Source organism: Streptomyces platensis, assembly GCF_008704855.1.
GTDB classification, from domain to species: domain Bacteria; phylum Actinomycetota; class Actinomycetes; order Streptomycetales; family Streptomycetaceae; genus Streptomyces; species Streptomyces platensis.
Genome location: NZ_CP023691.1, coordinates 5224938 through 5246980 on the forward strand (window position 1 = coordinate 5224938; position 22043 = coordinate 5246980).

The window sequence follows — 22043 nt, forward strand, 5'->3', positions numbered from 1 at the left end:
GGGTGGCGGCGTGGGTAAGGCGTATGGGCGGTTTCCGGGCGTGCCGGTGAAGGGCTGGTGTCGGGACGGCCGGGTGGCCCGTACGCTGGGATATTGGACTAGACCTGTCATGGGGTCCGTCCCGTCATGTCGTCAGCGGAGGATTCATATGAGCAAGCGCGCGCTGCTGGAGGTGATCGCGCTCGGCCCGCAGGACGCGGTCGCCGCCGAGGCCGGCGGGGCCGACCGGCTGGAGCTGGTGACGGACATGGCGGCCGACGGGCTCACCCCGCCGCGGGCCACGTTCGCGGCGATCCGGGCGGCCGTCGGCCTTCCGCTACGGGTGATGCTGCGGGCCGCCGACGGCTTCGCGGCGGGCGACGTGGCGGCGCTGTGCGAGGAGGCCGCGGCGCTGCGGGCGGAGGGTGCCGAGGAGTTCGTCCTCGGATTTCTCACGCCGGACGGGCGGCCGGATCTGGCGGCGGTGACGGCGCTGGCCGAGGTGATCGACGGCTGCCGGTGGACCTTCCACCGGGCCATCGACCGGGCCGCCGACCGGGACGCGCTGCGCAGGGAGCTGGCCGGGGCGGCCGGAGCCGCGGGGCTCGACACCTATCTGACGGCCGGGTCCGCGGAGGGCGTCGACCGGGGGCTGCCGACGCTGCTGGCCGAGCAGGCGCGTACGGCGGCGGGCGAGCCCGGCTACGCGCCGCGGATCCTGGTGGGCGGCGGACTCGGGCTCGGCCATCTGCCGGCGTTGCGGGCGGCCGGTCTCGACGCGTTCCACATCGGGGGCGCCGCCCGCCCCGCCGGCTGGTCGGCCCCGGTGGAGGCGGCGGCGGTACGGGAGTGGCGCGAGGCACTGGATCTGCCCGTCGCCCAGCGCGTCTGAGGGATCCGAGGCAACCATGGCCGCCACGACGGCCACGACGGCCACGACGGCCACGACGGACGACGGACGACGGCCACGACGGCCAAGACGGCCGAGGCATCCCACAAAGCGGGGGATTCCCCTGGGCCGAGAGGGCCGACCATCAGACGACGCCGGTGGTGCGCGAGGAGCCGTCGTGAAAGGCGCGCCCTCCATAGGGAAACGGGCCCCTCGGGCCCACCCGCGCCCCGCCCGGCCCGCTTCCTCAACTCCCTTTGGCGTGGCACTGTTTGACGAGTGTCACGGTGGGGGGACCAGGGGGAGGGTGACACGGCATGACGGGTATGGGAGTCAAGCCGCTCGGTGGTGACGACCCGCGGCGGCTCGGCGTCTACCGGATGCTGGGGCGGCTCGGCTCCGGCGGTATGGGGCGGATCTATCTGGCGCGGTCCGCGGCCGACGGGTCGCTGGCCGCCGTCAAGACGCTGCTCGCCGAGGGCGCCGTCAGCGACACCGACCGGCGGCGGTTCGCCCGCGAGGTGACGCTGGCCCGGCGGATCGACAGCGCCTATACGGCCCGGGTGCGCGACGCTGATCCGGACGCCGAACTGCCCTGGATGGCCATCGAGTACATACCGGCGCCCGCGCTCTCCGAGCTCGTCCGCAGCGCGGGACGGCTGCCCGGCTCCGCGGTGCGCTGGATCGCGGCGGGTACCGCGCAGGCCCTGGTGATCCTGCATGACGAGGGCATCGTCCACCGGGACGTCAAACCCCAGAACATCCTGCTGCCGCTGGCCGGGCCCCGGCTCATCGACTTCGGCATCTCGCACGCCAACGACATCACGCGGACGACGCTGACGCTGGGCACCGTCGCCTTCACCTCGCCGGAGCAGGCCCGTGCCGAGCAGTCCACCACGGCGTCCGACGTGTACTCGCTGGGCGCGACGCTCTTCTATCTGGCCGTCGGCCGCCCGCCGTACCCCGAAACCGACGACACGATCCGGCTGCTGACGCTCGTACAGCGCGGTGCGCTCGATCTGACCGGGCTGCCCCGGGAGCTGGCCGCGCTGATCCGCCCGTGCCTGGCCGCTGATCCGGACCAGCGGCCCGAACCCGCCGATGTGCTGCGGCAGTTCCTGGAGGAACTCGACCGGATGCCGACCTCGCGGCGCGGTGAGCGCTGGCTGCCGCCGCGGTGGACCGCCCTGATCGAGAAATACGAGGCGCACGGGCGGGCCCTGCGCGAGACCGCGGGCGTGCAGCCCTCCGCCGCCGACGAGGGGACGCAACAGGTCCCGCCGCCGGGGCCCACCCGCGTCTACACCGAGGAGCGGGCCGCGCGCCGGAAGCAGGAGGAGCGGGCGGCTCGGCAGCAGCAGGAGCAAGAGCAGAAGCAGGAGCAGCGGGAGCGTGAGGCGCGCAAGGAACGAGCGCGCAGGGAACAGGAGCGAAAAGAGGCGGAGGAGCGCAAGGCGGCGGAGGAGCGTAAGCGGGCGCAGGCCAGGGCGCGGGCGACCGCGCAGGCCGCGGAGAAACAGCGCCGTGAGCGGGCCGAGCGGGAGCGGCAGAAGCGCGCCCAGGAGGCGCTGCGGGAGAAGCGGGCCCGGACCTCGGCAACGGCGGCGACCTCGTCGAAGGGCGCCGCGTCCGGCTCGGCCAAGACGTCGCCCACCCCGCAGGCCGCCAACTCCTCGGCCGGCAGCGGCTGTTTCTGGCCGGTGCTCCTGTGCATCGCGTTCGTGGTCTTCATCTGGAAGCCCTGGGATGCCGCGGACACCTCCGGCTCGTCGAGCGGCACCGGGACGTCCAGCAGCACGTCCAGCGGTACTTCCAGCGGTACGTACTCAAGTGGCGGGACGAGTTCGGGGACGTCGAGTGGCACGTACTCCAGTGGCGGGACGAGCTCGGGAACGTCGGGCAGTTCGTCCTCCGGTGGCGGGTCGAGCTCCGGGACGTCCAGCGGTACGTCCACCAGCGGCGGGACCGGTTCGCGGCCGACGGCCGCCGCGTCCCGTACCCCCAGCCCGGTCGACGCGGCCTTCGCGGCCGTACGGAGCGGCGACTGCCTCGACGCGTACCAGGACGGCTACGGCAACTGGAGCCGTACGGCGCCGGTGCGGGTCGGCTGCGGTGCCGCCAGTGCGTATCTGCGGGTGCTGCGGGTGTCCGGGGCCGGGAGCTGTCCGTCCGGCGGCGGCCGTGGTGGCTGGTGGCACAGCGGGACGGGCTCCTCGTCCACCAACCTGTGTGTGGAGCGGCAGTTCCGCAAGGGGCAGTGCTTCCTGGCCAAGGCCCGGGGCGGCCGCCCCGGACCGGCGAACCTGCTCACCGCGTGGAATTGCAGCGCCGACCGGGTGCCCCGGGAGTTCGACTACATCATGCAGGTCACGGCCGTCATGCGGGCCTCGGCGGGCACCGGCGCCTGCCCGGGGGAGCCGGGCCGCTACCGCTACTCCTGGAACGTCTACGACGGCACGACCATGATCTGCGCCAAGGTCGCCTGACGCCGTGGCGTCAGGCGCCGTGCCCCCGGGCGGCCCGCAGGGCCCCTCAGCGGTCGGCCAGTTGCTCCGGCAGGGCCGCTGCATGGACCACCGTCAGACCGGAGACCGCACGGGTCAGGCAGACGTACAGGCGGCGCAGGCCGGTCCGTTCGTCCGGTTCGCCGTCGACGATCGCGGCGGGTTCGTCCAGGACCACGTAGTCGTACTCCAGGCCCTTGGCGAGCGTGGCGGGTACCAGCGTCAGCCGGGCCTCGGCCGAGGTCTCCTCGCCGGGGGCCAGGCAGGTCACGCCCGCTGCCTCCAGGGCCGTACGCAGCTCCGGGATCCGGGCCTCCGCGGCGATCAGGCCGATCGAACCCTCCTTCGCCAGGGCGTCGTCGCAGGCCGTGAGGGTGGCGGCGGTCAGACCGGCCGGGTCGACCGGACGGATCGCGAAGTCGCCCGCCGACTCACGGATCGAGGTGGCCTCCGTCAGGTCGGGGGCGATGGCGGGCAGCAGCCGGGAGGCATAGGCGATGACCTCGCGCGGCACGCGGAAGCCCTGGGTGAGTTCCTCGACGGCCGAACCGGGCTTGCCCAGGTGGGTCAGCGCCTCCTCCCAGGTGTTGGTCGCCCAGGGGGTGGTGCCCTGGGCGATATCGCCGAGGATGGTCGCGGAGCCGGTCGTGCAGCGGCGGCCGACCGCGCGGTACTGCATGGGGGAGAGGTCCTGCGCCTCGTCGAGGACCACATGGCCCAGCGACGGGGTGCGCGCGATCAGGTCCGTCGCCTCGTCGATCAACACCGCGTCCGCGGCGGACCACTTGGCGCTCTTCACGCTGCGGGCCGGTTTGGTCCACAGGATCGTCTTCTGCTCCTCAGGGGTCAGAACCCCCTCGGCCTGCTCGGCGAGGAAGTCGGCGTCGCCCAGCAGCCGCAGTACCAGCTTCGCCGGGTCGACCGGCGGCCAGACCGTCTTGACCGTGGCCTTCACGGCGGCGTTACGGGCCACCGCGTCCTGCACCCGGTCGTCCGGGGCCTCGCCCGCCTGCTCCATCCGCACCAGCACGGCATGGGCGATCCGCTGCGGCAGGGCCTCCCGGGCGGCGCCGTAGCGGATCTCGCGGTCCCGCAACTCCTGGACGATCTCTTCGAGTTCATAGGCGGGTACGCGCCAGCGGCGGGAGCCGCGGACGACCACACAGGGCTCCTGCGGCAGCGTGATGTGCGAGCGGACCGCGCGCCGCAGCACCTCCGCCATCCGGGCGTCGCCCTTGACCGTCGCGGCGGCCGCCTCGTCCGAACCGCGCACCTCCACATGGCCGACCAGGTCGTCGACGGTGGCCTGCTTGACCTCCAGCTCGCCGAGGGCCGGCAGCACCTGCTCGATGTAGTGCAGGAAGGAGCGGTTCGGGCCGATGACGAGGGTGCCGGAGCGGGCCAGCCGCTCGCGGTGCGCATAGAGCAGATAGGCGACCCGGTGCAGACCGACCGCCGTCTTTCCGGTGCCCGGCGCGCCCTGGACGCAGACCGAGCCGCCGATACCGGCCCGCACGATCTCGTCCTGCTCCGGCTGGATGGTGGCGACGATGTCCCGCATGGGGCCGACGCGCGGCCGCTCGATCTCCGACTGGAGCAGGGCGCTGGTCCGGGCGGTCTCGGCCGGATCGGTGAGGTGCTCGTCCTCGTACGCGGTCAGCTCACCGCCCGTGTAGCCGAAGCGGCGGCGCAGCTTGAGGTCCATCGGGTCCTTCGTGGAGGCCCGGTAGAACGGCTGGGAGACGGGCGCGCGCCAGTCGATGACCATGGGGTCGCCGTCGGCGTCATGGACGTGCCGCCGGCCGATGTAGAAGTTCTCCCCTTCGGCGCCCTCGGCGAGTTCGAGGCCGGGCGCGTGGAGATAGTCGAGGCGGCCGAAGAAGAGCGGGGTGTGGGAGAGGTCGGCGAGCGCCTTGATCCGGGCGTCGATCTCGCCCTGGAGGACCTCGGCGTTGACCCAGTTCGCGGTGACATCGCCGATGTTCAGCGCCTCGGCGTCGGCCCGCATCGCGCGCAGGGCGGAGCGGGAGGCGGCGAGGTGGGCCTTTTCGCGCAGGAGCGGGTCGTCGGATGCCGGCCGGGGGCGGTCGGTGCGCGGCTCCGTGGTCGGGTGGGGGGCGTGCGAGGGCACGGCGTTGCCTCCGTGGCGGGTACGTCGGCGGGCGCGCGCCGGTAGCGCGGGCGCGGCGGGCCGGTGTCGGTGCACAGCGCGGGTCCTGCGTGTGCGGGTCAGCGGCGTGAAGCGAAGGGCCGGCCGGTTTCCGACCGGACGGCGGCACTCCTCGACGGGAGGCAGGCAGACGCGCGATTGTAGTCAGCGGTTCATGAGGGTGCCAACGGGTTTTTGACCGGCCGCGGCGGTCTCCGGTGCGGCGGCGGCATCGATCTCCCGTAGGGGGCGGGGTGGGCCTGAAGACGGACATCCGGCCCTTAGGGATGGACCTATGGACCGATGTGCTGCAATCGCGTGAATTCCATCATGGAGTCATGAGCAGCGCAGCGATTCCCCCAGGCCCTGTCCACCCCGTCTCCCTTCACCCGGCCAAGGGCGCCACCGCCCTCGTCGACCCCGGGCGCGATCCGGCGGCCGCCCATGAGCACCGCTATGTCGTGGGCAACGCACTCCGCGCGATCAAGGTCTTCGCCGCGGCCGCCTTCAGCGTCGTCGTCATGGGCGAGTACGCGAACGACTGATGCCGCGCCCGCCACATGGAGCTGAGCCCCACCACCTGGAGCTTGTGCCCCGCCACAGGGAACTGAGCGCGTGCCCCGGCCGCCCCTGTCCGCCCGCACGGCGCACAATACGGGCAAGAAGCCGCATCACACGCGTGCCGCCCAGGCACGTACAGATCATGCACACCACACGCGCGATCGGGCGCGCGAAGCCGGCCCCCGCGTCGACATCCGGATGACCGGAAACCGTAACGGACGGTCGGCCTCGATCCACTACCGTCACCGCGGTAGGCGCGCTCAGGGCGACGGGGAGGGGTCAGCGGGTGTCTGCCGCCGAGGGGACATGGACGTGGAGACGCACCTGGGCGCAGAGCACCGCCCATCCCGGCCGGCTGGCGCTCGCCGCGGCGCTGCTCCTGGCGTCCTTCGCCGGACTCTGGGTGCTCTACCAGGTCCAGCCGCTGCCGATGTCCGATATAGCGGTCTACCGGGCCGAGGGTGCGGCCGCCGCCACCGGCGGTGATCTCTACGGCTTCACGGTCACCAAGTGGGCACTTCCGGCCACCTACCCGCCCTTCGCCGCCCTGCTCTTCATACCGACCACCTGGCTCTCGCTCGGCACGCTCAAGGTCGTCTGCGTGCTCGTCAACGCGGCCCTGCTCGCGCTGCTCATCCACCTCTCCTGCAAGGCCGCCGGCCTGCGCAGGGCCGCCCACACCGCGCCCGTGCTGCTGGCTGCCACCGCGCTCGGCCTCTGGCTGGAGCCGGTCTTCCAGACCTTCGTCTTCGGGCAGGTCAACCTCGCGCTGACCTGCCTGGTCCTGTGGGACCTCTCCCGCCCGGACGGCGCGCGCTTCAAGGGGTTCGCCACCGGTATCGCGGCCGGTATCAAACTCACCCCCGCGCTCTTCGCCGTCTACCTGCTCGTCACCGGCCGGGTGAAGGCCGCCTGTACCGCCCTCGCCGGGTTCCTGTGCTCGGTGCTGCTGGGCTGGCTGGTGCTGCCCGGTGCCAGCATCGAGTTCTGGACCCGGCGGATGTTCGAGACCGGCCGGGTCGGCACGGTCTGGATCGTCGACAACCAGTCCCTCCAGGGCCTGATCACCCGGCTGCTGCACGAGCCGGAGCCCGGCCTCCTGTGGACGGTGCCCGCGCTGCTCGCCGCGGCCGCCGGGCTCTGGGCCGCCCGCCGGGTCTGTCTGCGCCGCGGCCTGGACGGCTGGGGCGTGCTGTGTACGGCCGTCACGGCGCTGCTGGTCTCGCCGATCAGCTGGTCCCACCACTGGGTCTGGTGTGTGCCGCTGCTCGTCGCGCTCGCCGCCCGCACCCGCCGCGACCCGTGGCGCAGGGCGCTGCTGGCCGCCGTCACCCTCGCCTTCACCGCCCGCACGATGTGGCTCGTCCCGCACACCGGCGACCTCGATCTGCGGATCCCCTGGTGGCAGCAGCCGTTCGCGTCCCTGTATCCGCTGCTCGGGCTGGCGCTGCTGGCGGCGGTGTTCTGGTGGACCCGGCGGCCGCCGGTGGCTCCGGGCGGCGGCGGCCTCCCGTCGCCGCGCACCGCATCGAAGCCGGCGGCTAGCCGGTCCCCGGCGGTCTGAGCCCGGCGGCCGTCCGGCTCAGACGTCCTCGTCGGCCGCCAGCAGCTCGTCCGCGTCCACGATCCGGTACGCGTACCCCTGTTCGGCCAGGAAGCGCTGGCGGTGGGCCGCGAAGTCCTGGTCGATGGTGTCGCGCGCGACGACCGAGTAGAACCGCGCCTCGTGCCCGTCCGCCTTGGGGCGCAGCACCCGGCCCAGCCGCTGGGCCTCCTCCTGGCGGGAGCCGAAGGTGCCGGACACCTGGATCGCGACCGTCGCCTCCGGGAGGTCGACGGAGAAGTTCGCGACCTTGGAGACCACGAGCACCGAGATCTCGCCCTGACGGAAGGCGTCGAAGAGCTTCTCGCGCTGGGCGTTGCTGGTCTCGCCCTTGATCACCGGTGCGTCCAGATGCTCGCCCAGCTCGTCCAGCTGGTCGATGTACTGGCCGATGACCAGCGTCTGCTCGCCCTGATGCCGGCGGACCAGCGCCTCGGTCACATACTGCTTGCTGGCCGTGGTGGCGCAGAAGCGGTACTTCTCCTCGGTCTCGGCCGTGGCATACGCCAGCCGCTCCGACTCGGTCAGATTGACCCGGACCTCGACACAGTCCGCGGGGGCGATATAGCCCTGGGCCTCGATCTCCTTCCACGGGGCGTCGAACCGCTTGGGCCCGATGAGGGAGAAGACATCCGACTCCCGGCCGTCCTCGCGGACCAGCGTCGCGGTCAGCCCCAGCCGCCGCCGGGCCTGAAGATCGGCGGTGAACTTGAAGACCGGGGCGGGCAGCAGATGCACCTCGTCGTAGACGATCAGGCCCCAGTCCCGGGAGTCGAAGAGCTCCAGATGCGGGTAGACGCCCTTCCGCTTGGTCGTCAGCACCTGGTACGTGGCGATGGTGACCGGCCGGATCTCCTTGCGTGTGCCGCTGTACTCGCCGATCTCCTCCTCGGTCAGCGAGGTCCGCTTCACCAGCTCGTGCTTCCACTGCCGGGCCGAGACCGTATTGGTCACCAGGATCAGCGTGGTCGCCTTGGCCTGCGCCATCGCGCCCGCCCCGACCAGCGTCTTGCCCGCACCGCAGGGCAGCACGACCACACCTGAGCCGCCGTGCCAGAAGCCCTCCACGGCCTGCTGCTGGTACGGCCGCAGCGCCCAGCCGTTCTCGTCCAGCTCGATCGGGTGCGCCTCACCGTCGACGTAGCCGGCCAGGTCCTCGGCCGGCCAGCCCAGCTTGAGCAGCGTCTGCTTGATCTGCCCGCGCTCCGACGGGTGCACCACGACCGAGTCCGGATCCAGCCGCGCCCCGACCAGCGGCTGCACCTTCTTCGACCGCAGGATCTCCTCCAGCACCGGACGGTCGGTGGTGGTCAGCACCAGACCGTGCGCGGGGTCCTTGACCAGCGTCAGCCGCCCGTAGCGGGACATCGTCTCGGCGATGTCGACGAGCAGCGCATGCGGCACCGGATACCGCGAGAACTGCACCAGCGCGTCCACGACCTGCTCGGCGTCGTGCCCGGCGGCCCGCGCGTTCCACAGGCCCAGCGGTGTCACCCGGTACGTATGGATGTGCTCGGGCGCCCGCTCCAGCTCGGCAAAGGGCGCGATGACTCGCCGGCAGTCGTCCGCCAGCTCATGGTCCACCTCCAGCAGCAGCGTTTTGTCGCTCTGGACGATGAGGGGTCCGTTCACACGCCTCGCCTTTCGCTTCCGGCCGTCGGCCGCCGGGACCGGCCGCAGCCCCAGGCCGTTGATCACGACCGTGGACATCGACCGCAGATACGGCCAAACGTCCAGTGTGCCGCATCGCCGCGGCGGCCGTCAGCGATGGATGCCGGGCCCCTGGGAGGTGAGGAGGGCCCGCCAGGTGTCGCGGTCGGCGACGCCGGTCACGGGGAGGGCCCGGTCGCGCTGGAAGGTTTCCAGGGAGCGGGCGGTGGAGGGGGTGAAGAGGCCGGTGATGTCGGTGGCGGTGCCGCTGTTGTCGAGCAGGTACTGGAGGGCCACGACCGCCTGCTGCGGGGCGTGCCGGGAATCGATCCGGATGATCAGATGCGACCAGGTCCGCGCGCCGACCTTGCCGTCCGCGAGTAGACCGTGGGCGGCCTGGAACTTCTTCACCGCGGCCGCCGTCCGGACCCCGAAATCGCCATCGGCCTCGATGTCATGGCCGTGGGCCCGGAGCAGGTACTGGACGGCACGGGCCTTCCACAGCAGATCACCCCTGCGCGCCAGCGGCCAGCCGGAGGCCGTGGCGCCCGCCGAGGCGGCCACGGCGGCGACCGGCGGCCCGTCCTGGCCGGCGCGGTGGGCGAGCGCCCCCCAGCCCAGGCCGATACCGCCGCCGAGGGTGAGCACGCCCAGGAACGCGAGGACGGCGCGGGCGGCGGCCGTGCGGCGGGTGACACGGGCCGCCGGGGCCGGAGCGGGGGGAGGGGCGGTCAGAGGGGACGAGGCGGTCAGGTGGGACGAGGCGGAGGCCGGGGCGGGGGACGGCGGCCCGGCGGACGGGGCCTGTGGGCTCGCGGCCGTGGCATCGGGGCCGTCCGCCGGGGCGGGGGCGACCGGGCTGTCCGCCGGGGCGGCGCCGGACGGGCGGGGAGACTTACGGGCCGCTCCGGCCGCGGCCGCCTCGGCCAGGGCGCGGGCCCGGGGAAGATCGGCGGCCGGTGCGCGCAGCACGGTGTGGAGGAGTTCGACGGTTCTGAGCGGCGCGGTGGAGGGGTGCCGGGGGTTGAGATAGCGGGAGAGGGTGGTCTGGTCGATGCCCAGACGGCCGGCCAGTGACTGCTGGGTGGGCTTCGGCCGGCCCTCCCGCGCCGACAACTCCCACCACTTCCTGAGCAGTTCCGCCAGCGCGCGGACCGCGTCCCGGTCCGGTGCGGTGGGTCCCGTCATGCTTCCCCCGGGGTGTTCGAAAGTCCTCAGCTGTCGCGCTCGGCCGCTCACTGCTGCATAAGCGCAGGTCAGCAGGGTGCATCGGGGAGCTGCATCGATGCATGAGCCGGAGCCCGGCAGATCGTAGTGAAGTCCCCCGCCGGTGCTGCATCGTTGAAGGGCGCCGCCGGCCGGGCCGCGCACCCTCCGCTCCGTTCCCACCCCTGGCCCAGGGGTGCGCCGGCCTGCGCGAATCCGGGAGCGAAGGGGTTCAACGCACCTGTGCGGCAAGGAAAACGCGGGAGACGACCATGCCCCTGACATCACCCTTTCGGGTAACTACCGCCCTTGCCGGGACCGCTGCCCCACGGCCGGGACCGCGCCCGCCGCCTTGGCGACGGCCGCGCCGACAGCAACCACCCGCACCTGACAAGGAGTCACTCATGTCCGTACGCACCCTCGCCCCGCGCCTGATCGCCGGGGCCGCTGCCCTCGCCGCCCTCATGGGCACCGCGGCCACCGCCTCCGCCACCGCTGCCCCCGGCCGGGCCGCGCTGGCGCGGCAGATCCTGGCCACGAAGGGGATCGCGCCGGCCACCGCCCACGCCGGCGGCCGGCACGCCGCGTCCACCGCCCGGCAGAACCTCGTCGACACCGCCCACGGCAAGGGCGCGCTCACCAGCCCCTGGGGCGACCGGCCGAACCGCCGGGTCGCCCTGGACACCCGGATGCTCAACGGGATGCTGAAGCTGCGGACCCGGTACGGCTACCGGATCGCGGTCTCCGAGATCGTCGGCGGTGACCACAGCAGCCGCTCCCGCCACTACGCCGGCCTCGCCTTCGACATCAACTACATCAACGGCCGCCATGTCGGCAGCGGCGCCCCGCACCGCAACCTGATGGCCGCCTGCCGGAAGCTCGGCGCCACCGAGGTCCTCGGGCCGGGGAGCGCCGGACACGCCACCCACGTCCACTGCGGCTGGCCCCGCTGATCCCGCCGCGGCCCGACTGATCCCCGCCGGTGCCCGGCCGTCCGGAAAGGGCGGCCGGGCACCGGCCCGTCCGTCCGCCGTCCGCTCAGACCGAGTCGTCCGCCAGTTCCGCCACGCCGGTGATGCGGTGCAGCGGGTACGTCCGCACCTCGTCGGAGGTGTGGTCGTACGCCGTCACAAAGCCGCCCTCGACGCGTACGGGCGCGATGACGCGCTGGCTGGCGGCGCCGTCGGCGTTGACATAGCCGATCCAGAGCGCGGAGTTGGTCAGCACCGCGGCCTGCATCGTGGCGAGGGTCTCGGCGGAGGTGGTGCGGGGGAAGCCGCCGGGGGCCGGGGCGGGCGCCTGGACCGGTTTGCGTTCCGCGGTCGCCGCGAGATCGCCGGCGCGGATGGCGCGGACCGCCGCCGCGAGCAGGGTGGGGTCGGGGGACGGCGGGCCGTCCGGGACCGGGGCGGGGGCGGTGCGCGGCGGGGTCCGGTAGGAGTCGGCGCGGGCGATCAGGACGTCACCGGCGGCCGACTCGGCGGCCGGGGCGTAGCCCATCGCCCGGAGGCCGTCGAGGAGTTGGTCGGGGGAGGTCTGGGCGGCGAGCACGGTCGGGGCGAGGCGGCGCAGCCGGAGGGCCGCGGCGCGGCGGTCCGCGAGGATCTCGGACAGCAGCGCGTCGTCGTCACAGCGGACATAGGCGGCGGCCGCGCCGATCCGCAGCTGCCCGTGCTTACGGGCCACGTCGTCGACGAGGTAGGCGAGCGGCTGGGGGACCGGGGTGCGGGAGTGGGCGGCGAGGAATTCCTGTAGCTCGGCGGCGGACCGGCCGGCGTCCAGGGCACGGCGTACGGACCCGGGGGTGAAGCGGTAGACCGTCGCACCGCCCTTGGACTCGATGTCGGCCAGCACGCCGAGCGCCTCGGCGAGCGGGCGGCGCAGCGGGCCGGGCGCGACGGCGGTCAGGTCCGCCTGGAGGAGGACGTGGTCGACGGGCTCGGGGAGGAGCGGAGCGAGCAGGGCGGCGGCGCGGGTCGCGGCGGCGGTGGTTTCGGCGGGGGTGGGCGCGGTGCTGTCCGGCGGACTGTCGATCAGGGCGCGGCCGTGGGTGGAGAGGGCGCCGCGTCCGGTCACGCCGAGCAACTCGGCCTCGGCCAGGGTCCATTGGGCCAGCCGCGAGCGGAGGTCGTCGGCGGGGCCGGGTGCGGCCGTGGCGTCGTCGGCCGGCAGCTGTCCGGCGGCCGGGGCGCCGCCGCGCAGCGGCCGCTCCCACCGCAGCCGGGCCAGTACGGCCGACGCCGGGACGGCGGTGCCCGGCGGCAGTGCGGCGAGCAGGGCGAGGGCGCGGCGGCGGACCTCGGGGGCGGGGGAGCGGTCGAGGTGCGGGCCGAGCACGGCGAGCGCGCGGCCCTTGGCGTCGGAGGTGCCGACGATCCCGGGGGCGCGGGTCGCGGCGAGCCAGCCGGCCGCCAGCTCCGCCCAGCGCGCGTGGTCGGGCAGCTGGAGCCACTCCTCGGCGGCCGGGGTGGCCGCGAACCGCTCGTCGGCCTCGCCGTCGGAGGCGATCAGCCCGGCCGCGTAGGCGAGTTCGAGCCAGAAGGCGGCGAGCTGTTCGGTGGTGTCCAGGGCGGTGGCGGTCCGCTTGAGGTCGCGGACGCTCATCCCGCCGGCCCGCAGGACGGCCGGTCCGCCCAGGTCCCACTCCTTGAGCAGCTCCTCGACGGTCGCGAGCGCGGTGAACGCCTGGCTCGCGGCGGCGTTGTCCACAAGCTGTGGATCACGTTCCGTGGCGGGCGAGAGCGCGGGCGGGACCGGCTCGGCGGCGCGATGGGCGCGGCCGCCCCGCAGATGCAGCGCCGCCTCCCGCGGCAGCACGACATTCCGGGCGCCCGACGGGATCAGCAGGCCCCGGTCCAGCAGCCATTGCAGATGCGGGGCCGGGCGGTCGGTGACCGCACCGTAGGGCGGGCCCCACAGCAGCTTGTCGAGGACGGCGACGGACTCGGCGGGCGCGGTGTCCAGCAGCGCCGCCATCCGGTTCCGGTCGGCGAACAGCGTGGTGAGCGCGGCGACCGCGGTGACCGGGTCGTGGGTGGTGGGCAGCCCGGCCGCGGCGATGATCTCCTGGAGCCGCCCCGGCGAAATCCCCGCCATGGCCTCGGCGACGGTCGGGCCCAGGCCGGTCGGCGACGGGTGCGCGGGGCTCGGCGTGAGCAGCTCACGGGCCGTCCGCACCAGCCGCAGCCGGTCGTCCGGGCCCCACACCAGCGCCTGCGCCCGCAGCTCCGCCACCGCCCGGGGCAGCTCGGCGGCGACCGCCGGGTCCCCGGCGTCCCCGCCCATCAGCGCGCCCAGCGTGTCGTACGGGCACGGGTCGGGCGCCACCGCCAGCGCCTCCGCGGTCTGGAGCACGAACCGGTCGAGCCGCTCCACGGCGCGGACCACCGACGCCCGCGTGCCGGCCCGGGTCGCGAGCTGGGTGACATCGCCCGGCACCGGATTGAGCAGGTCGGGCCGTGCCCGCAGCAGCCCGGCGAGCCCGCGGTCGGTGCGGGTCCTGAGCTCCTCGGCGAGGGTGCGGGGTGTACCGGTCATTCGTCCTACGTTAGCGGGGCCGGGGAAGACGGGGGAGCGCGCGGCCGCACGGCGCCGCCCCGGTCCCGCCCCGATCCGTAGGACACCCGCTGCGCCGCCCCCGGGCCGCCTCCGGCCCGGCCGCCGGCCGAAGCGGTACCGTCGGGGCAGCAACCAGCGGACGCCGCAGGGGATTTCGTGGGGATCGAGAGTGATCAGCTCGTCTTTGACTATCTGAGCCGGGTGGGCGACCTGGCCCAGCAGCGGGGGCTGCCCGCCGCCACCCGGATGCGGCTGGTGACCGGGCTCCGGGCCGAGATCGACGGTGAGCAGGCCGATTCGGTGTCCGGGGTGAAGCGGCTGCTGGCCCGGCTGGGAACGCCGGAGGCGGTGGTCGCGGCCGCGGGGAGCGCGGACGACCGGGTGCCGGGAGCCGCCTGGAGCGGCGCGACGCGGCAGGAGCAGGGCACCGGGACCGCCGACGGGCCCGCCGTGCCGCTCGGCCCACGGCCCGCCGAGCCGCCCCGTCGGTGGAGCGGCGCCCGCGACAAGCTCACCGGCCTGGCCGCGCGCAGCGGACTGACGGGCAAGGCGGCCGGGAACGGCGAGGCGCCCACGGGCGGCTCGGTCCCCGCACCGCGCGACGGGGCGCCGGGCCCCGCGCCGACCGTCGGCCTGCCCCCGCACCTGGCCGGCGCCGACGAGCTGGGTGACGCCGAGGACGCACCGGACTGGTGGCGGGTCGAGCCGGCGCCGTTCGGGCCCGGGGAGACGGTGCCCGGGTTCGTCGGCGGGATCGAGATCCCGGAGATGTGGGACCGGCCCGAGGACGAGCGCCCGCTGTCACTGACCAAGGACGGCGCGGACGGGGCCGCCGGGGCCGACGGGCAGGCCGCGGACCAGGGCGGACCGGCGGAGCGCCCGCTGCCCCGGATGCTGCGGCGTGCGCTGGGCCGCCGGCGCCCCGCCCCCGCGCCCCCGGCCGAGGCCGAGGCCGCGGAAGAGGTCGTGGCCCCGGCGCGGGCCCCGCTCAGCCCCGTCCTGACGCTGGCGGTGCTGCTGCTGGTGGCCGGTGCGGCCCTGGGGTCGTGGCTCGCGCTGGCGGGCGGCTGGGGGCTCGCCTACGTCTCGCGGCGGCTGACCCGCGCCGAGGCCAAGTTCGCCGCGCTAGGGGTGCCGGGCACCGTCGTCGGCGGCCTGGTGGTGTGGCTGTGGGGCCGGTTCGACGGGCGGTGGGGCGAGCCCCTCGCCCAGGGCCGGCTGGGGGCGGAGATGCTGGCCGGACTGCCGGTGATGGCGCGGGTGGCGGCCGTCGCCTCGGCGCTGTTCCTGGTGTGGCGGATGCGGCGGATTCCGCGGTGAACGGGCGCGGTGCACCGGGCCGGGTGACCGGCCCGGCGCCGCGGGCACAATGGCAGGCATGGCTGCACACACCCTGACGGTCGGCTTCGACCTCGATATGACGCTGATCGACTCCCGCCCCGGCATCAGGGCCGCCTATCACGAGCTGTCCGCCCGGACCGGCACCTTCGTCGACGCCGATCTCGCCGTGAGCCGGCTGGGGCCTCCGCTGGAGGAGGAGATCCGCCGGTGGTTCCCCGCGGAGCGGGTGGCGGAGATCTCCGACCTGTACCGGTCGCTGTATCCGGAGTTCGCGATCGCGGCGACGCCCGCCCTGCCCGGCGCCCGGGAGGCGATCGACGCGGTGCACCGGGCGGGCGGCCGGGCGATCGTGGTGACCGCCAAGTACGAGCCCAATGCCAAGCTGCACCTGGCACACCTCGGGCTCGACGTGGACGCCCTCGTCGGCTCCCTGTGGGCGGCGGGCAAGGCCGAGGCGCTGGACAAGCACCAGGCGCAGGTCTACGTCGGCGACCACATCGGTGACGTCGTCGGGGCGCACACCGCCGGCGCGTTGTCCGTCGCGGTCGCCACCGGCCCGTGCGACGCCACGGAACTGCGCGCGGCCGGCGCCGAGGTGGTGCTCGGCGACCTGACGGAGTTTCCGTCCTGGCTGGCGCGCTATGTGGCGGAGGGGGCGGACGGGGGCGAAGCGGCCGCCATCTGACGGCGCTGCGCGAGCGCGGAACGGATCACTCCGGCCGCCGCCACCACAAAACCGGCGCCCATCAGCATGCACACGCCGTAGAAGACGGACGGCAGCGGATCGGTTCCCAGGAACAGCGGGGCCACGGTGGCGAGAGTGGCCGCTGCGCCAACTAGGAACATGATCGCGCCGATTCGGACCAGGAGATCCCCGGCAAGGGGCGTTTCGTCAGACACCTGACCAGGGTAAGTCCGGGCCAGAAGCACGGAGGATCCACCCGGCGGCGTCTTGTCACCGGCCTTGGGACCATTAGCCTTGGGGTGGCGGGTCCTGCGGCCCGCTGCATTGCTCTCCAGACCTCTTCACCCCGGCCTCGCCCGGGCGGAGAGGAAGCCAGCCCGCAGATTCCGCAGTAGACCCGGCCCAGTTATCTTCCAACGAGTACGAAGACGAGGACAGACGTGCCTACCGGCAAGGTCAAGTGGTTCAACAGTGAGAAGGGCTTCGGCTTTCTCTCCCGCGATGACGGCGGTGACGTCTTCGTGCACTCGTCGGTGCTGCCCGACGGCGTAGCCGCACTCAAGCCTGGCCAGCGCGTCGAATTCGGCGTGGTCGCGGGCCAGCGCGGCGACCAGGCGCTGACCGTGACACTGCTCGACCCCGCCCCCTCGGTGGCCGCGGCCCAGCGCCGCAAGCCCGATGAACTCGCCTCGATCGTCCAGGACCTCACCACGCTCCTGGAGAACGTCACCCAGCAGCTCGAACGGGGCCGCTACCCGGACAAGGTGCACGGCGCCAAGATCGCCGGCATGCTGCGGGCCGTCGCCGACCAGATGGACGTCTGACGCGCACGGCCGCGGACCGGCGCACCCCGCCCGCACCCGCGGCCGTCACACCGGCAGCTCTCACACAAAGCTCAGCGCATCGCGGCCGAGGGGCGGAACGAGCCCCTCGGCCGCGGCGCGGGTGAGCAGCCCGCGCACCGCGGCATAGCCGTCCTCGCCGAGGTCGGCGGTGAACTCATTGACGTACAGCCCGATGTGCTGGTCGGCGACCTTCGGGTCCATCTCCTGCGCGTGCTCCAGGACATATGGCCGGGAGGCCGCCGGATCGTCCCAGGCCATCAGGACCGAACTGCGGACCGCCGCCGCGAGATCGCGCAACGTCCCTTCGCCCAGCGACCGCTTGGCGATGATCGCGCCGAGCGGGATCGGCAGCCCGGTGGTGTGCTCCCAGTGCTCGCCCATGTCGGCCAGGCAGGACAGGCCGTAGTTCTGGTACGTGAAGCGCGCCTCGTGAATGACCAGGCCCGCATCGACCTTGCCGTCGCGCACGGCCGGCATGATCTCGTGGAACGGCAGCACCACGATCTCCCCGACCCCGCCCGGCACCTCGGCCGCCGCCCACAGCCGGAACAGCAGATACGCGGTGGACCGCTCACTGGGCACCGCGACCGTCTTGCCCGCCAGATCCGCGGCCGCGCCCCGCTCCCGGGTCAGCACCAGCGGCCCGCAGCCGCGCCCGAGCGCCCCGCCGCAGGGCAGCAGCGCATAGTCCTGGAGCACCCACGGCAGCACCGCGTACGACACCTTCAGCACATCGAACTCACCGCGCTCGGCCATGCCGTTGGTGAGGTCGATATCGGCGAAGGTGACCGCCAGCTCCGGCGCGTCCGGGACACGGCCGTGCGCCAGCGCGTCGAAGACGAAGGTGTCGTTCGGGCACGGCGAGTACGCGATGTTCAGCGGCCGGGTCACGGGGTCCTCCTCAAGGACGTGGGGGAGATTCCGGAGCCGGACCGGTGGCGGCCGTGAGGGCTCCGGGGAGCGTACGGAAGGCGCCGGTCAGCGCGGCGAGGGCGTCCCCGATGCGCCAGGCGGCGCGGTCGCGGGGGCCGACGGCATTGGAGACCGCGCGGATCTCCAGCACCGGCACCCCGTGGGCGGCGGCCGCCTCGGCGACCCCGAAGCCCTCCATCGCCTCGGCCAGCACCCCCGGGTGACGTGCCGCCAGCTCGGCGGCGCGGGCCGCGCCGCCGGTGACCGTCGAGACCGTGACGACCGGGCCGGACACCGCGCCGGCCGCCGCCGCGACGGCCCGCACCAGCGCCGGGTCGGGGCGGTGCACGACCGTCCCGAAGCCGAGTTCGGTGACCGGGAGGAAACCGTCGGGGGTCTCCGCGCCGAGGTCGGCCGCGACGATCGCCTCCGCGACCACCACCGACCCCAGCGGCGCGGCGGGGGGAAAGCCGCCGCCGATACCGGCCGAGACCACCAGGTCGTACGGCTGCCCGGCGAGGGCGGCGGCGGTCAGCGCGGTGGCCGTGCCGGCGGCCGCGGCGGCCGGACCGACGCCGGCGGCCAGCGCGTCGAGCGCCACCGGGAGCCCGGCGGCCCGCCGCAGCTCCTGCCCGCCGGGCAGCGTCACCGCCGCGCAGGACCCCGCCACGGCACACACCGCGTCACGCTCGGCCGCAACCGCCGTGACGACCAGGACCCGCCTCATGCGGCCGGTGTTCCTAGTTCTCCTGCTTCAGCGTGAAGTGCCACATCGTCTTGGGGCCCTCGCCCGCGCCCAGCTCGGCGACCTGGAGGGTGACGTCCTTGGAGTACGTGGTCTGGCCGGTCTGCGGGTTCTGCTGCATGAAGAGCGTGTCCGCGTCGAAGCTGCGGTACGTCTGCTTGCTGGGCTCGCGCATGACCGGGCCGGCACCGATGACGATCCAGCCGGACTTGGCGACCTCGGGGTCGACGCCGACGCGCACCTTCTCACCGGGGTGCACGGTGATCGTCTTGCCGCCCTTCTTGGTCAGGCAGGCCGAGACGTCCTTCTTGGACAGGACCTTGCCGCCACCGTCGCAGCCGGGGGTGGCCTCGGCCGTCACGGTCGACGAACCGACGGTCACGGTCGAGAGCGCGGTCGGCTTCTCGCAGGCGGAGAGGGTGATGAGACCCAGGGACACGGCACCGATGGCGGCAGCGGCACGGCGGCCCTTGCCCCAGGAGATCAACGCAGCGGTCATACGGGCAGGCTATCTGGCGCCTCGGCTCACGCCACGCCCGGGTGCGGCGTGCCGCGCCGTCCGTCGCCGGTCAGGCCACCCGGGCGCTGCGCGTACCGCCCCGCCGGGCCGCGCTCAGCAGTCCCCGTACGGCCAGCACCACGCCCAGCGCCACCAGCCCCGCGGCCACCGCCATCCCCAGCGCGCCGATCAGCGGCAGCGAAATCCCGATCGCGCCGCCCACCACCCACGCCATCTGGAGCGCCGTCTCGGACCGGGCGAACGCGGAGGTACGCACCTCCTCCGGCACATCGCGCTGGATCATCGCGTCCAACGACAGCTTCGCCAGCGCCTGGCACCACCCCGCGGCCGCCGCCGCGGCGGTCACCACGACCACCGCCACCGCCTGGTAGAACACCGCCGCGAGCACCGTCGCGCAGAGCGCCAGTCCCAGCATCGCGGCGATGATCCGCTCCGGCCCGCGGGCCTTCAGCCAGGCGCCGACCGCCGTCCCCAGCGCATTGCCGGTACCGGCCGCCACCACCACCAGCCCGAGCGAGGCCGCCGGGCCCAGCCCGCCGAGCGGATGCTCCCGCAGCAGGAAGGCCAGGAAGAACGTCAGGAAACCGGAGAGCGCCCGCAGACAGGCATTGGCCTGAAGACCGTGCAGCACCGACGGGCCGACCGTGCGCAGTCCGGGCTTCCGCCCGCCGCCCGCCGGGCGCGCCGCCGCGTCCCGGGACGCCAGCCGGGCCCGGCGCTCACCCTTCGCCGAGTCGACCTTGTGCGGCAGCGAGAACGACAGGACCGTCCCGGCCACGAACACCACACATGCCCCGTACAGCGGCCAGCTCGGCCCGATCAGATGCAGCCCGGCCGCAGCCGGGGCCGCCGCCCCCGTCGCCAGCAGCCCCGCGAGCGTCACCCGGGAATTGGCCTTGACCAGCGAAATCCGCGGGGGCAGCAGCCGCGGCACCACCGCGCTGCGGACCACCCCGTACGCCTTCGACGACACCAGCACACCCAGCGCCGCCGGATACAGCTCCAGCCCCCCGGTGGTGACCGCCCCGGACATCGTCAGCGCCAGCACGGCCCGCGCCAGCATCGCGCCCGCCATCGCCGCCCGGCGGCCGTGCGGCACCCGGTCCAGCAGCGGCCCGACCACCGGTGCGAGCAGGGCGAACGGCGCCAGCGTGACCGCCAGATACAGCGCCACCCGGCCCCGCGCCTCATCCGTCGGCACCGAGAAGAACACCGTCGAGGCCAGCGCAACGGTGATCAGCATGTCGCCGGCCGAGTTCACCGCATGCAGCTCGATCAGCTTGCCCAGGCCCGACTCCCCGGCGCCGTGCGCATGCGTGGCCCGCCGCACCCCGCGGGCCGCGCCGGTGAACGGCCGGTGCAGCGCACGGCCGACGGCCCGGCCCGCCCGGCGGACCCGGTTGCGCCCGTCCCCGCCGCGCGTCGAGGCACGCGAGACCCGTGACGATTTCCCTGCTGTCCTCGACACCTTCGACACCTTCGACGCCCGTGCGGCAGCCATCCGGTCATAGTGCCCCAACTCGCCCAGGAGGGGGCACTTTCTCCGCCCTGGCGCGCGGGGCGTACCGGCCCGCGGTCGTGGCTGTGGACATTTGCCGCTCCCACCGAGGGGTCGTCCACCGTTGAAGGGGTAGCGTGTGTAGCGCGCCACCGGCGGTCGTTCTTGGCCGCGTGCCTCCGCGCGATCCCGCAGAATGGGACGTAAGAGGTGCGCTCGACCGAAACGACCGGGCGCGGACGTCGACGCGGTCCCCAGGTCCGCTCCGCCCGCCCCGGCACCGCCGGTCGTCCGGACAGGACAAGGACAGCTCCGGCTGGCGCACTCGTGAGACGGCGTGGAAGAGAGAATCGATTCTTGTGAGTGCTGCGATGCGAAGCCGTACCCCCGACCGCCTGTGCGCCGAGGCGGTTGACCTTGCGAGGGCGGCGGCGGAGGAAGCCGCACTGCCCGGCATGGTGGGGGAGTACATCGAGGCCGTTGCCGACGGAGACCGCGTCGTCACCCACCTCTTCGCCTGCAACGAGCCCGGCTACCGGGGCTGGCGCTGGGCCGCGACCGTCGCCCGGGCCTCCCGCGCCAAGAGCGTCACGCTCGACGAGGTGGCCCTGCTGCCCGGCCCCGACGCCCTGCTCGCGCCCGAGTGGGTGCCGTGGAGCGAGCGGCTGCGCCCCGGCGACATGGGCCCCGGCGATCTGCTGCCCACCGAGGCCGACGACCTGCGCCTGGAGCCCGGCTTCACCGGCGAGGACGTCCCGCCCCCGAACTCCCCGGTCGCCGAGGGTATGGCCGCCGATGTCGCCGACACCGAGGAGGCGGACGTCCTCCCGGGCTCACCCGCCGTCCAGCCCGCCCCCCAGCGCGGCAGCATCGCGGCGGTCGCCGAGGAACTGGGCATGCGCCGCGCCCGGGTGCTCTCCCGCTACGGCCTGCACACCGCCGCCGACCGCTGGGAAGAGGCCTACGGCGCCCGCACCCCCATGGCCCAGGCGGCCCCCGCCACCTGCGTGACCTGCGGCTTCCTCACCACGCTGCCCGGCTCCCTGGGCCAGGCGTTCGGCGTCTGCGCCAACGAGTTCTCCCCGGCGGACGGCCGGGTGGTCTCCCTCGCGTACGGGTGCGGGGCGCATTCGGAGGCGGCCGTCATGCCTAAACCGCCGCGGCCTGCCGCGCCGGTTGTCGACGAGACCGTTGTCGAGCCGTTGTCGTTGCGTCCCGAGCGGGACGGAGGGTCCGTCGAGGAGACCGGGCCCGCCGAGGAGCTCGGCCACAGCTAGGGGCTTGTAGCCCGCTTCCCACGTTGTCGGGTGCCCCGCCGTGCCCTGTTTCCGCCTTCGGCGGGGGTGGGTGTGTTTGGGCGGGGGCCGCTTGTTGGTTGTGGCGGGTGCCGGGTGCGGC

General features: G+C 74.1%; 18 protein-coding genes. 9 read left to right on the forward strand and 9 right to left on the reverse strand.

Features of this window, described 5'->3' with window-relative positions:
* The first annotated feature begins 148 nt into the window (after positions 1-148).
* Positions 149-871, forward strand: a complete 723-nt coding sequence (locus CP981_RS23225; RefSeq protein WP_085926285.1) for a copper homeostasis protein CutC — start codon at positions 149-151, stop codon at positions 869-871.
* A gap of 314 nt (positions 872-1185) precedes the next feature.
* The gene (locus CP981_RS23230; RefSeq protein ID WP_085926284.1) at positions 1186-3354 is read left to right on the forward strand and encodes a serine/threonine-protein kinase; all 2169 of its coding nucleotides are present in this window, start codon (positions 1186-1188) and stop codon (positions 3352-3354) included.
* A 46-nt stretch (positions 3355-3400) separates the two neighbouring features.
* On the opposite strand, the gene CP981_RS23235 is transcribed toward CP981_RS23230, so the two are convergent.
* Positions 3401-5503, reverse strand: coding sequence for a HelD family protein (locus CP981_RS23235; protein WP_085926283.1), 2103 nt, complete (start codon positions 5501-5503; stop codon positions 3401-3403).
* A 356-nt stretch (positions 5504-5859) separates the two neighbouring features.
* Here CP981_RS23235 and CP981_RS23240 point away from each other — a divergent pair, with 356 nt between their 5' ends.
* Together CP981_RS23240 and CP981_RS23245 are read left to right on the forward strand one after the other, a co-directional pair.
* The gene (locus CP981_RS23240) at positions 5860-6066 is read left to right on the forward strand and encodes a hypothetical protein (protein ID WP_085926282.1); all 207 of its coding nucleotides are present in this window, start codon (positions 5860-5862) and stop codon (positions 6064-6066) included.
* Between the two features lie 302 nt (positions 6067-6368).
* Positions 6369-7646: a glycosyltransferase 87 family protein gene (locus CP981_RS23245; protein ID WP_085926281.1), complete on the forward strand. Its 1278-nt coding sequence runs from the start codon at positions 6369-6371 to the stop codon at positions 7644-7646.
* Positions 7647-7664: 18 nt separating this feature from the next.
* Here the strand turns inward: CP981_RS23245 and CP981_RS23250 are convergent, their stop codons facing one another.
* Both CP981_RS23250 and CP981_RS23255 read right to left on the reverse strand, forming a co-directional pair.
* Positions 7665-9317: a DNA repair helicase XPB gene (locus tag CP981_RS23250; protein ID WP_085926304.1), complete on the reverse strand. Its 1653-nt coding sequence runs from the start codon at positions 9315-9317 to the stop codon at positions 7665-7667.
* A gap of 129 nt (positions 9318-9446) precedes the next feature.
* Positions 9447-10523: a peptidoglycan-binding protein gene (locus tag CP981_RS23255; protein ID WP_085926280.1), complete on the reverse strand. Its 1077-nt coding sequence runs from the start codon at positions 10521-10523 to the stop codon at positions 9447-9449.
* A gap of 422 nt (positions 10524-10945) precedes the next feature.
* Between CP981_RS23255 and CP981_RS23260 the strand changes: the two genes are divergently transcribed.
* Positions 10946-11494, forward strand: coding sequence for a hypothetical protein (locus tag CP981_RS23260; RefSeq protein WP_085926279.1), 549 nt, complete (start codon positions 10946-10948; stop codon positions 11492-11494).
* A gap of 85 nt (positions 11495-11579) precedes the next feature.
* On the opposite strand, the gene CP981_RS23265 is transcribed toward CP981_RS23260, so the two are convergent.
* Positions 11580-14078 carry a helicase C-terminal domain-containing protein gene (locus tag CP981_RS23265; protein ID WP_085926278.1) on the reverse strand — a complete coding sequence of 833 codons (2499 nt, stop codon included), beginning with the start codon at positions 14076-14078 and terminating at the stop codon, positions 11580-11582.
* 177 nt (positions 14079-14255) lie between these two features.
* Between CP981_RS23265 and CP981_RS23270 the strand changes: the two genes are divergently transcribed.
* A complete protein-coding gene (locus CP981_RS23270; RefSeq protein ID WP_085926277.1) occupies positions 14256-15419 on the forward strand; it encodes a hypothetical protein in 1164 nt (387 codons plus the stop codon).
* A 58-nt stretch (positions 15420-15477) separates the two neighbouring features.
* Positions 15478-16125 (forward strand): HAD family hydrolase, encoded by a 648-nt coding sequence (locus CP981_RS23275; protein ID WP_085926276.1) that lies wholly within the window; start codon positions 15478-15480, stop codon positions 16123-16125.
* On the opposite strand, the gene CP981_RS23280 is transcribed toward CP981_RS23275, so the two are convergent.
* Positions 16080-16340 carry a hypothetical protein gene (locus tag CP981_RS23280; protein WP_208852971.1) on the reverse strand — a complete coding sequence of 87 codons (261 nt, stop codon included), beginning with the start codon at positions 16338-16340 and terminating at the stop codon, positions 16080-16082. The genes CP981_RS23275 and CP981_RS23280 overlap by 46 nt on opposite strands.
* 225 nt (positions 16341-16565) lie before the next feature.
* On the opposite strand from CP981_RS23280, the gene CP981_RS39220 reads away from it, so the two are divergent.
* On the forward strand, positions 16566-16949 hold the full coding sequence (locus tag CP981_RS39220; RefSeq protein WP_085926275.1) for a cold-shock protein: 384 nt from the start codon (positions 16566-16568) through the stop codon (positions 16947-16949).
* A 60-nt stretch (positions 16950-17009) separates the two neighbouring features.
* Here the strand turns inward: CP981_RS39220 and CP981_RS23290 are convergent, their stop codons facing one another.
* The 4 genes from CP981_RS23290 to CP981_RS23305 all read right to left on the reverse strand — a co-directional run bounded on the left by CP981_RS23290 (position 17010) and on the right by CP981_RS23305 (position 20648).
* On the reverse strand, positions 17010-17861 hold the full coding sequence (locus CP981_RS23290; RefSeq protein WP_085926274.1) for a 1,4-dihydroxy-6-naphtoate synthase: 852 nt from the start codon (positions 17859-17861) through the stop codon (positions 17010-17012).
* A gap of 10 nt (positions 17862-17871) precedes the next feature.
* A complete protein-coding gene (locus CP981_RS23295; protein ID WP_085926273.1) occupies positions 17872-18609 on the reverse strand; it encodes a futalosine hydrolase in 738 nt (245 codons plus the stop codon).
* Between the two features lie 13 nt (positions 18610-18622).
* Complete coding sequence (locus CP981_RS23300) at positions 18623-19126, reverse strand: hypothetical protein (RefSeq protein WP_085926272.1); 504 nt, start codon at positions 19124-19126, stop codon at positions 18623-18625.
* Between the two features lie 70 nt (positions 19127-19196).
* Positions 19197-20648 (reverse strand): MFS transporter, encoded by a 1452-nt coding sequence (locus CP981_RS23305; protein WP_341873686.1) that lies wholly within the window; start codon positions 20646-20648, stop codon positions 19197-19199.
* A gap of 368 nt (positions 20649-21016) precedes the next feature.
* On the opposite strand from CP981_RS23305, the gene CP981_RS23310 reads away from it, so the two are divergent.
* The gene (locus CP981_RS23310; RefSeq protein ID WP_085926271.1) at positions 21017-21922 is read left to right on the forward strand and encodes a DUF3027 domain-containing protein; all 906 of its coding nucleotides are present in this window, start codon (positions 21017-21019) and stop codon (positions 21920-21922) included.
* Positions 21923-22043: the final 121 nt, after the last annotated feature.